Raw genomic sequence first — 9,595 nt, 5'->3', positions numbered from 1 at the left:
GGGGGGGGGGTATCAGATTCTTCATCGGTTGATTCCGAATATGTTACTTCTGTTTCAGATGAAAATGAGCTTTCATCACCGGTAGAGCTGCTTTCCTTTGCCAAAACCAAAGGTGTTTGTAAAAGGATAAAGAGAATGGAAAGGACAATAAATACCACGATTCTTTTTGCGTTTACCATATTAATCCCCCGCTGGAATTAGAATTTAAAAAACAATAAAACCGGAAAATGACAATAAGACTATATACTGCTGTAAGACAAAAAACTGATAAGACATTTATTACCCTGTTAACTCCGGATAATAATTAGGTACTTCTTAATATATATGGTTGTAATACGAATACTTAAAGAGTGTTATATGGCTGATTAAGTATTGTGGCGGAATATAAAGACATGTAATTAAAATTACAAGTTATTTTTTTGTTAATATTTTATTTTTATAGTTTTAGTAAAATTGGAGAACCATAAAGTCGGATAACCTGTTTGATATATTGGTTTTATTGCTTAAATGCAAAATGGCTTTCCCGACATATCGGGATCAATGACCCGCTCTTCACTGGAATGACGAAGCGATGTGAAAGGGTAATTAGAAACTGGCCTTCCCCTCGATATATGTGAATCAATGACTTGCTCTTCATGGGAATGGCGATGCTGGGTTATGGATTATAAGGTTCATCTGTAACCTTTAAGCCAATGGAGATATCGGATTACATATTTTTTTTGCCACACTTGGAATAAGAGGCGGAGCATCAAAATAGATGTTCCCACGAAGATCATGAAAACAACCGTAGAGACAGGGCATGCCCTGTCTCTACAACTGCAAATCATAATAGAAAGTTAATTTTTACTATGTCACGCAGACCCTTCTTACCTCCCTCAGATCTGTAAGCCCTTTCAGGGATTTAAGTATACCGTCCTGCCTTAAGGTTGTCATACCTTCTGACATGGCCTGAATAAACAGCTCCTCACTGTTTGCCTGCTTTTTTATCATGCGTTTGATCTCAGGCGTCCCCTCCATAAGCTCATGTATGCCAAGCCTTCCCCTGTAACCTGTGCCTGAACATGCATCACATCCTGAGGCTTGATAAAGATTAAAATCCTGATTGTATTCAATGCCTGTTCTCTTAAAATATTCAGGACCATAATCAAGAACAATATCATCAAACTCTTCCTTTGTGGGCTGATACGGCTTTTTGCACTTGTCACAGAGCTTTCTCACAAGCCTCTGGGCCATTACGCCAAGGAATGCATCAGAGAAATTGAGTGGGTTCAAACCCATATCAAGAAGCCTTGTAATAGTTTCCGGCGCGCTGTTTGTATGAAGCGTTGACATCACAAGATGCCCTGTAAGCGATGCCTCAATGCCTATTGATGCGGTCTCATTATCACGCATTTCACCTATCATTATCACATCAGGGTCAGCCCTCAAGAAAGCGCGCATTATCCTCGCAAAATCAAGGCCTATTTTAGCATGGGCCTCCACCTGGCGCATGCCCTGCTGCGTAATTTCAACTGGGTCTTCTGCTGTCCATATCTTTATATCAGGCTTGTTAATGTATCCCAGCGCACTGTGAAGAGAGGTTGTCTTGCCTGAACCTGTGGGACCAACAACAAGGACAAGACCGTATGGCTGGGTGATAATCTTTTTCATTATCTCTAGATTACGCTGACTTAGCCCCATATCGTCAAGCTTCATGGCCCCTGCCTTGGCAAGTATCCTTAATACGGCGTCTTCAAAACCGCCCGCTGTTGGAAGGGTAGCAACCCTGAGTTCAAACGGTGGCACCCCCTTTCTCTTGAACTTTATTTTACCATCCTGGGGCAACCTTCTTTCAGCGATGTCAAGCCCTGCCATGATCTTGATCCTGGAGATTATACCCTTTGCCATTGTGTTGGGAACCTGGATATACTCCTGGCAAACTCCATCGAGCCTGAATCTTACTGTTGTAGCCTTTGTAAGGGGTGAAGGTTCAATGTGTATATCGGATATATTTTTCCTGTAAGCGGCCACCAGTATCTGGTCAACAAGCTTTACAACCTTGCCCGACGCCTCATTAAATTCACTTGAATAATCCTCTGTTCGATCCTCTTCCTCTTCAAAGGAGATATCAGGCATCATATCAAAGTCATCGAAACTGGCATCAGATGCATCTACTTCATCGGTGACCTTTTTTTTATCGTAGAAGAGCTTTATGTACGCCTCAATATCCTCCTTGATGCCAATAAAAAATTCAGCCTTTTTCGCCTTTAAAAGCCCCATCACGATATCAACCTTGTTCAGGTTGATAGGATCATCTATCAGCACCTGAACACTGTCCTTTTCCCATCCAAGGGGCACCCACAGATCCTGCAACAGGAATGTCTTTTTCAGATTGGTCAAAAGCTCTATGGGTGTAGGCATGTCAGGATCAAATGCCTTGAAAGGGTGCCTGTAGCAGGCGGTAAGGGACTTGCCTATATCTTCCCTGCTTACATTGAACTGTGTGACAAGAACATATTCAACGCTAGCCTTGTTCTTTTTTGAAAGGGCAAGGGCATCAAGAAGCTGCTCTGTGGTTACCTTGTTATTATTGAGCAGGTAATCATATTTTGAACCTGTTGCAAAATAGGCGGCTAGGGCATTCAGCCTCTTCTGAATTTTTTCGTTTTGAGGATCAAGTTCGGCTGCCGTTTCATAGTAATAGAGGGCCTGCTCCTTGCTGTCCCTTCTTTCAAGCTCAAGACCGAGAAGATACTTTGACTGGGCAAGCTGTGCATTTCCAAAATTGAATTTCTTAAAAAAATTATCCGCCTGGATAATGATCTCCATTGAAGGATAAAGTTTAAAAAGGCAATCACATACATCATGGATTATAGATTCTATGGAGAAATCCAGCTTAATGAGCTTCTCGTATTCTCCCAGGGCCTCCTTGTAAAGGCCAAGCTCCTTGAATGCAAAGGCGCAGTCATTAATAGCAGGGGTATTCTCCTCTACCGGGGTAAGCACCTCCTCAATGCCTGTAAGATCCGCTGTGGTAAAGCCCATAAACTCCTCAGGGTATTTATCTTTTATATCCTCTTTAAGAAGCTCTATTTTATTAATAATATCGGTGTATGTCTCACCATGCTTTTCAGGAAGAGACTTAAGTATTCCCTCATACAAGGCCAGTGACTCCTTTGGGAGCCCCATGGAACGATAGACTTCTGCTTCCTGTAATCTGCTGTTTATTTCGGTTTGGGTATCCATTTTACTATCCTTATCCTGTATACCTATTGCAGTTCTTTTGAAATCGAGTTAACCGTAAGGGTTATTATTGACTTAAGCGTAGCAATTACGTTGTCTCCGTTTGCGGCGCTTGCCTCAAAATATGGAACATTCAGTTTGGTGTTGAGGCTTTTTTGAAGCACATCAACTGGCGTTAAAGGTATGCCTATTTTTTCAAGATCCCTCTTGTTGAACTGCATAACCAGCGGGATCTTGAAGATATTCTTATTATAGACACTCAGGTTCTCCTGAAGGTTCTTTAATGACTCCATGTTTTTATCTTTTCTCATTGCAAGAGAATCAGCCACAAATACAATGCCGTCAGCGCCCCTTAAGACAAGCTTTCTTGTTTCATTGTACATCACCTGACCGGGCACTGTATAAAGTTGAAGGTTAAGGGAATACCCCTTTATCTTACCGACATTAAGTGGCAGAAAATCAAAAAACAGGGTCCTGTCACCCTTAGTTTTGATTGTTACCATCTCGGTTTTGATCCTGTCCCTGTATTCCTTGTGTATGAATTCAAGATTGGTCGTCTTGCCACACCTTCCTGGCCCATAATAGACTATCTTCGCCTGAATCTCTTTTTTATTAAAATTTATGAATGTCAAAATATTATCCCTGTTATTTAGCTTTCAATTAATATGAGATACCCATTGCCTAAAAATACATCCGTTCCCTCTTGTGGTTGTTCATTATCTTCCAGCCGCCCTCTTTTTATCATCCTCCATTAACCTGCGGATAGCAGCGAGTTCATTGGAAACAGAGGTGATCCCCTTTGCAAGTTTCTCAAGTACGTTTAAGACAGACCCTGTATCCAGATGATTAGGCTTTACAGAAGGTCTTTCAATAACAATATCCGGTACTATTTCAGTCACCTTATCAGCAGGCTTTTCAGTGGCCTTTTCAAAAACTGTTTCAGGGGGCTTTGTCTCTTTAACCTCTTTAACAGCAGCCTCCTTTTCTCCTTCTCTAAGCCTCTTTTTCTGTTCAATTGAAAGTTCCTCCGGCGCTTGCGCTTGTGGCTTTTGCACCTTTTTCCCTGAAAGCACCAGATCGTCAGAAAGCCGTTCCAGACACTTTTGCCAGAAATCCTTTAATTCAAAATTATTAAGCTCTGTGCTCCCTTTACTGATAAGGTAACGCGCTAGATTCTTCACACCCTTTGCTGCATCGCTTGCAGGATAACGTGTTATGAGCGGCTCCTGCTCCTTTACTGCCTTTAGCACATGAGGATCAAGAGGTATGGTCCCGAGCGGAAATATATCCATCTTGAGATTTTTCTGCACCACCTCCCTGAACTTGGCAAACAGTTTATATGCCACCTCCATGCTCATGCACTGATTTATGGCAACCATCACTGTGCTGCTTACCCTGTTGAAGCAAAGTATTTTAAGCAGCGCATATGCATCTGTTATAGATGTGGGTTCAGGGGTCATAACCAGCACAATCTCAGGAGATGTAAGACAAAAGGATATTACATTTTTTGATATACCTGCGGATGTATCAAATATAAAATAGTCATACTCGCCCAGCTCGGAAAGGGATTTTACCAGATACTCTATATTGCCCTGTTCCGGGTCGGCCAGCATTTTAACACCTGAACCGCCCGGTATTATATCAAGCCCTGCCGGCCCCCTGACAATAATATCCTTCATGGATTTTTTGCCGGAAAGAACATCTTCGAGGGTATACTCAGGGTAATACCCTAGCAGGATATCAACATTTGCAAGGCCCATATCCGCATCAAACAGGCATGTGCTGTACCCCAGACTTGCAAGATAAAGCGACACATTGACGCTGATATTGGTTTTGCCCACCCCACCCTTTCCGCTTGTTACTGTAATTATCCTTGCCATACTATTTCTCCGCCGCCTCAGATTCTTCATCCTTGATTCTTGCGCTCTCCATGAGTAGCTTCATAAGCGGTTTATCTATTTCACGCTTGTTCTTCTTGCACATATCGGCAATTTCAATCACGCTGTTATTCCAGTTAATGATATTCATGGCCGCCTTTTCACCCCTCAGGTTTCCAGTTTCGGCGGCTATCAGTTCACCATTGCGGAAATATAGATAGCCGACATTCCCGTGTGAACGCACTGTGAGGGTGCATATCTTCCCCTCAATATCAATGAGTTGGAGGAAAGATGAGATATTTATACCGTGTATCTGGCTTGTATTGCCCGAGCGTAATTCCCTTATAACCGCATCCTTGAATACGTTTAAATCCATTGGCTTTTCATAAAAAAGATAGCTGCCTATTGATTTGATCGTATTTTCAATCTTCTCACTGCCATTAGCGGTCAGGACTATAACCCTAAGCCCCTGTAGGTTTTTGCTCACATAACTTAAAAGCTGGAGGCCGTTTACATGGGGCATCTGTATATCTGCTATAAGGAGGTCTATATTCTCTTTGTCAAGGATAGTTATTGCCTTTTTCCCATCTTCAGCAGTAAGGACAGTAAGCGCAGGGATATCCCTCAACACCTTCTGAAGTACTCTTACTATGACAGGGTCATCATCAGCAATCAGCACCTTTTTGCTTGAAAGGCTTTTAACATCAAAAGCCCCGGTCTTGATGCTCATATTTTCATTGTAAAGCTCTATCCCGCTCTCAAGGGCCTGAACCAGATCAAGACGGTCGCATGGCTTTGTGAGCAGCCTGAATATATTGCCATTGTTGATCGCCTCAATGGCGCTTTTAAGGTCTGCATACCCTGTGAGCAGTATCCTTGTGGTTTCCGGAGAGACCTCTTTTACAAGGGCAAGAAAATGGTTGCCATCGATACCAGGCATCTTAAGGTCAGACACCACCACCGAGAAGGGGCCGTTGTTCTTCACCATATCTAGCCCTCTTTCTCCACCCTCGGCAGTAACAACATCATACTGCTTCCTCAACTGCCTTTTATAGCCTTCAAGGATATTGGGTTCATCATCAACAAACAGTATTCGATGTTCCATTTCTCAGTTAACTCCATCCACTATCTTTTGTCTCATCAATTGCCAGCTCTCTAACCTGTTACCAAGGTTTAGATTTTCAAGGTACTCCGTATCAAATACCGGTGAATATTCATCAGGCGCTTTTTCAGGGCCCATATGATCTACCGTATTGGCAATATGCACTGCAGCAAGCGGGCTGAAACATTCATCCCCGTAAGCTGACGGTTTATGATGAAAGGCTATTGCCTCGATTATCTGTGAAGGTAAACCCCACAGATCCATGAGATATGCCCCTACCTCCGCATGTGTAATACCCAGGGTCTCCTCTTCCAGCGAATACACAGGAGTGCCCTGTTCGTGACCCCGAATGACTATTTCCCGGTATTTATCCTTAAAGTTGGATGCAAGGATGAGCTTTCCGCAATCATGGAGTAATCCTGCAATATAGGCATTATCAATGATCTTCTGATCCCTTGATTCTTCCTTTGCTATAGCCTTTGCAAGATCCCCTGCCATTATGTTGTGAGCCCATAATCTCTCTAAAAATTTATGAGGCATATCCAGTTTATCGAATTTCTTAAATATATGAGAGACAAGAACAAGTGATTTTATGATGTTCAGCCCAAGCAATGCCGTTGCATGTTCAGGGCTTGATATATGACGCGGAAGAGAAAAATAGGCTGAATTCACCAGTTGCAGTATCTTCGATGTAAGTGCCACATCTTTAGATATAATTCTACCTATCTTCTGAATGGACACATCAGGAGATTGCAGCGCCTTTACAATTTCAAAATAGACAGAGGGCATGGTCGGAAGAGAATCGATCTGCTTCAGGGTCTTTTTCATGGAGTCATTTCTTAGGAAATCTGAAAGCCTGCATGTCCTTAAGATTGTGGATTTTAAAACACCTGGGTCACAGGGCTTATTCAGGTACCTGTGTGAAACATTAACCGATTTAATTGATAAACTAACATCAGGCTCACCCGATAAAATAATCCTCACAGTATCAGGATAAAGCTCTTTTACCCTTGATAAAAGCTCAAGCCCGTTCATATGAGGCATGCTGATATCCGTTACAACAACATCATAATTAGCCATTGAAAGCATGGAAAGTGCCTCTTCCCCGCTTGTGGCAAAGCTGGATTCAAAGGTATCCTTCTCTGTCCTGAGCATACGGCTTAATCCCTGAAGCAGCATAGGCTCATCATCAACAAAAAGTACCTTTCTAGCTATGTTGTGTTCACTGTTATTCATAACTGCCCTTTAAGGGGATACGCACTATCATGGTAGTGCCTTTCCCTATTTCCGTTTCAAAATCGATAGTCCCGCCATGCTTCTTGACAATTATTGAATGAGAGATGGCAAGACCCTGCCCTGTCCCCTTTCCAACCTCCTTTGTTGTAAAGAAGGAATTAAATATCTTAGACCTGATCTCATCCGGGATGCCTGTCCCTGTATCGCTGACACGTATCTCTGCCCATGAATCATCATGCAGGGTTGTTATTCTGATCGTGCCTTTACCTGTTCCATCTTTCCCTATCGCATCCTTTATTGCATCGACTGCATTTATTATCAGATTAAGAATAACCTGGTTTATCTCGCCAAGCCTGCATGGCACAAGTGGGAGTGTGGCATCCAGATCGGTCACTACATCCGCTACATACTTCCATTCGTTTTTGGCAACAGTTACGACATTTTTTATTGCCGCATTCAGGTCTGAGGCCTGTTGATCTTCCTTTCCAGGGTGACAGAACTGTTTCATAGCCTTCACTATTTCAGAAACACGCTGAAGCCCGTTTATGGACTGTTCAATAGCCCTTGGTATTTCATCTATAAGGTAGTCTGAGTCTGTGCTTTTCATAATCTCTTCAATCACGCTAACCGCTTCCTCTTTGCTGGAACCTGTTGCTGTTAACTTTACATATGCAAGGGCGCTGTTAAGCAGATTCAGGATATCCCCGAATGAATCCTTAAGAAACTGGATATTGTCACCTACATACTGGATAGGCGTATTTATTTCATGGGCGATGCCTGCTGCAAGCTGACCTATTGATTCAAGCCTGAGTGTCTTGTTTAACTGATCCTCACTTTTTTTACGTCCGGATATGTCCCGCACAATACCTCTAAAGCCTGTCTTTCTATTCTCTATGTCGGTATTAAGAGATATTGATGTATTGATTTGCCTCTTCTGACCATCTTTTCTTTTTATCTGAAATTCAAGGTCGCTCAGGGGATTTCCTGTTTCATATATATCTTTTAAGGCCGATTTAACCTTTTCCACATCGTCTTTATCCAGAAACTGCAATATACTTTTATCAATCAATTCCCCGTTTCCATGCCCCATTACTTCGCAAAAATGGTCATTATAAAATGAGAATTTACCTCTATTATCTACCTCAAAATAGGCATGACCGATCTCTTTAAAAAATAGCCTGTGCCGCTCCTCAATCCTTCGTGAAACTAATATGGCCTGCTGGCCCGATTCCTCTTTCGCAGAAATGATATTTGATTTTGGATTGTCTTGCTGTTCAACCTTTTCTATTGCCATGGTATTATTCGCACCTGTTTTACAACTGTTATAATCAAGCCTTTTCTTTAGATATAACCTGATCAGCAATGGCAAAATATGCGCCTTTCGGCTCCTTAAGGCTTGCCATTGCAAGATTTACTGTTATCTTTTTCCCGTTTCTGTTTTCAAAGCATACCTCGGATTTTAAAAAACCCCTGCTCTCTCCGCTCCTAAGCATCTTACTGAAATTGATAATGATCTTTATTGATTCAGGGTGGATAATCTCCTCAACTCCCAGCCCTATGAGTTTATCAATATCTGTACCACAGAGCTCTGCCCAGGCATTGTTTCCGCTCCATATATACATATCTTTAATAACCGCTGCAGGCATGGGCATCTGGTGTATAAATGAGATATTCCGGGTATAATGCTCAAAAAAATACTTGCACCCCGAACACTCCCCCGGGCATTTTGTCCTGTTTCCCTTCAGGGTGAAGCACTCATTTATCTGATATCTTTGAACCTCACAGTTAAAGCAGTTTTCACCATGCTTATCCTTCTGCCAGTATTCCCAGCAGTTCAGGTATGGTTTTAAGGAGTGTGAAAAAACCCCTCCAAGCCCTTCCACAAGCGCCTGCGGTATTGGCCTGTTAATGGATTCAAGAAAGATTATCAGGTCCTGGGTTGATACCAGGAATTTATTGCCTGACCGCTTTGCCGGAAGGCCCTTGCTGGTGATCCAGTAAGATGCAGTACTCCTTGCGACCTCGCAGATTTCCGAAATATTCAATACCGATAACATTTGTGTGTCTGGAAACATAGGTATCTTGCTCTCCTCTCTCTCCATATCGGCGGGTTTTGGAAATTCTTTAGAAATTGTTTGATATTTTGGAATTCTTTTTG

At 42.4% G+C, this 9,595-nt stretch carries 8 protein-coding genes; all 8 read right to left on the bottom strand.

Annotated elements, in window-relative coordinates:
* A partial coding sequence (locus GX654_19180) for a hypothetical protein (GenBank protein NLD38988.1) occupies positions 1 to 179 on the bottom strand: 179 nt, incomplete at its 3' end.
* A gap of 667 nt (positions 180 to 846) precedes the next feature.
* Positions 847 to 3,225 (bottom strand): type II/IV secretion system protein, encoded by a 2,379-nt coding sequence (locus GX654_19175; protein ID NLD38987.1) that lies wholly within the window; start codon positions 3,223 to 3,225, stop codon positions 847 to 849.
* Between the two features lie 23 nt (positions 3,226 to 3,248).
* Positions 3,249 to 3,854: a GTPase domain-containing protein gene (locus GX654_19170; protein ID NLD38986.1), complete on the bottom strand. Its 606-nt coding sequence runs from the start codon at positions 3,852 to 3,854 to the stop codon at positions 3,249 to 3,251.
* Positions 3,855 to 3,938: 84 nt separating this feature from the next.
* Positions 3,939 to 5,102 carry a MinD/ParA family protein gene (locus GX654_19165; GenBank protein NLD38985.1) on the bottom strand — a complete coding sequence of 388 codons (1,164 nt, stop codon included), beginning with the start codon at positions 5,100 to 5,102 and terminating at the stop codon, positions 3,939 to 3,941.
* Position 5,103: 1 nt separating this feature from the next.
* Entirely contained in the window at positions 5,104 to 6,204 is a 1,101-nt protein-coding gene (locus GX654_19160; protein ID NLD38984.1) for a response regulator, read from the bottom strand.
* A 3-nt stretch (positions 6,205 to 6,207) separates the two neighbouring features.
* Positions 6,208 to 7,437, bottom strand: coding sequence for an HDOD domain-containing protein (locus GX654_19155; GenBank protein ID NLD38983.1), 1,230 nt, complete (start codon positions 7,435 to 7,437; stop codon positions 6,208 to 6,210).
* Positions 7,430 to 8,806: a PAS domain S-box protein gene (locus tag GX654_19150; protein NLD38982.1), complete on the bottom strand. Its 1,377-nt coding sequence runs from the start codon at positions 8,804 to 8,806 to the stop codon at positions 7,430 to 7,432. Before GX654_19150 ends, GX654_19155 begins: the two co-directional genes overlap by 8 nt.
* Complete coding sequence (locus GX654_19145; GenBank protein ID NLD38981.1) at positions 8,766 to 9,512, bottom strand: PAS domain S-box protein; 747 nt, start codon at positions 9,510 to 9,512, stop codon at positions 8,766 to 8,768. The genes GX654_19150 and GX654_19145 overlap by 41 nt, the downstream gene beginning before the upstream one ends.
* Positions 9,513 to 9,595 lie beyond the last annotated feature (83 nt).

The organism is Desulfatiglans sp. (assembly GCA_012513605.1).
Classification (GTDB): Bacteria; Desulfobacterota; DSM-4660; order Desulfatiglandales; family HGW-15; genus JAAZBV01.
This window is presented reverse-complemented; position numbering and strand designations above follow the sequence as displayed.

What these genes read in the sequence shown, in the direction of transcription:
- GX654_19155 (NLD38983.1), bottom strand. Translation starts at nt 7,437, where the DNA reads ATGAATAACAGTGAACACAACATAGCTAGAAAGGTACTTTTTGTTGAT.
- GX654_19175 (NLD38987.1), bottom strand. Translation starts at nt 3,225, where the DNA reads ATGGATACCCAAACCGAAATAAACAGCAGATTACAGGAAGCAGAAGTC.
- GX654_19165 (NLD38985.1), bottom strand. Translation starts at nt 5,102, where the DNA reads ATGGCAAGGATAATTACAGTAACAAGCGGAAAGGGTGGGGTGGGCAAA.
- GX654_19160 (NLD38984.1), bottom strand. Translation starts at nt 6,204, where the DNA reads ATGGAACATCGAATACTGTTTGTTGATGATGAACCCAATATCCTTGAA.
- GX654_19145 (NLD38981.1), bottom strand. Translation starts at nt 9,512, where the DNA reads ATGTTTCCAGACACACAAATGTTATCGGTATTGAATATTTCGGAAATC.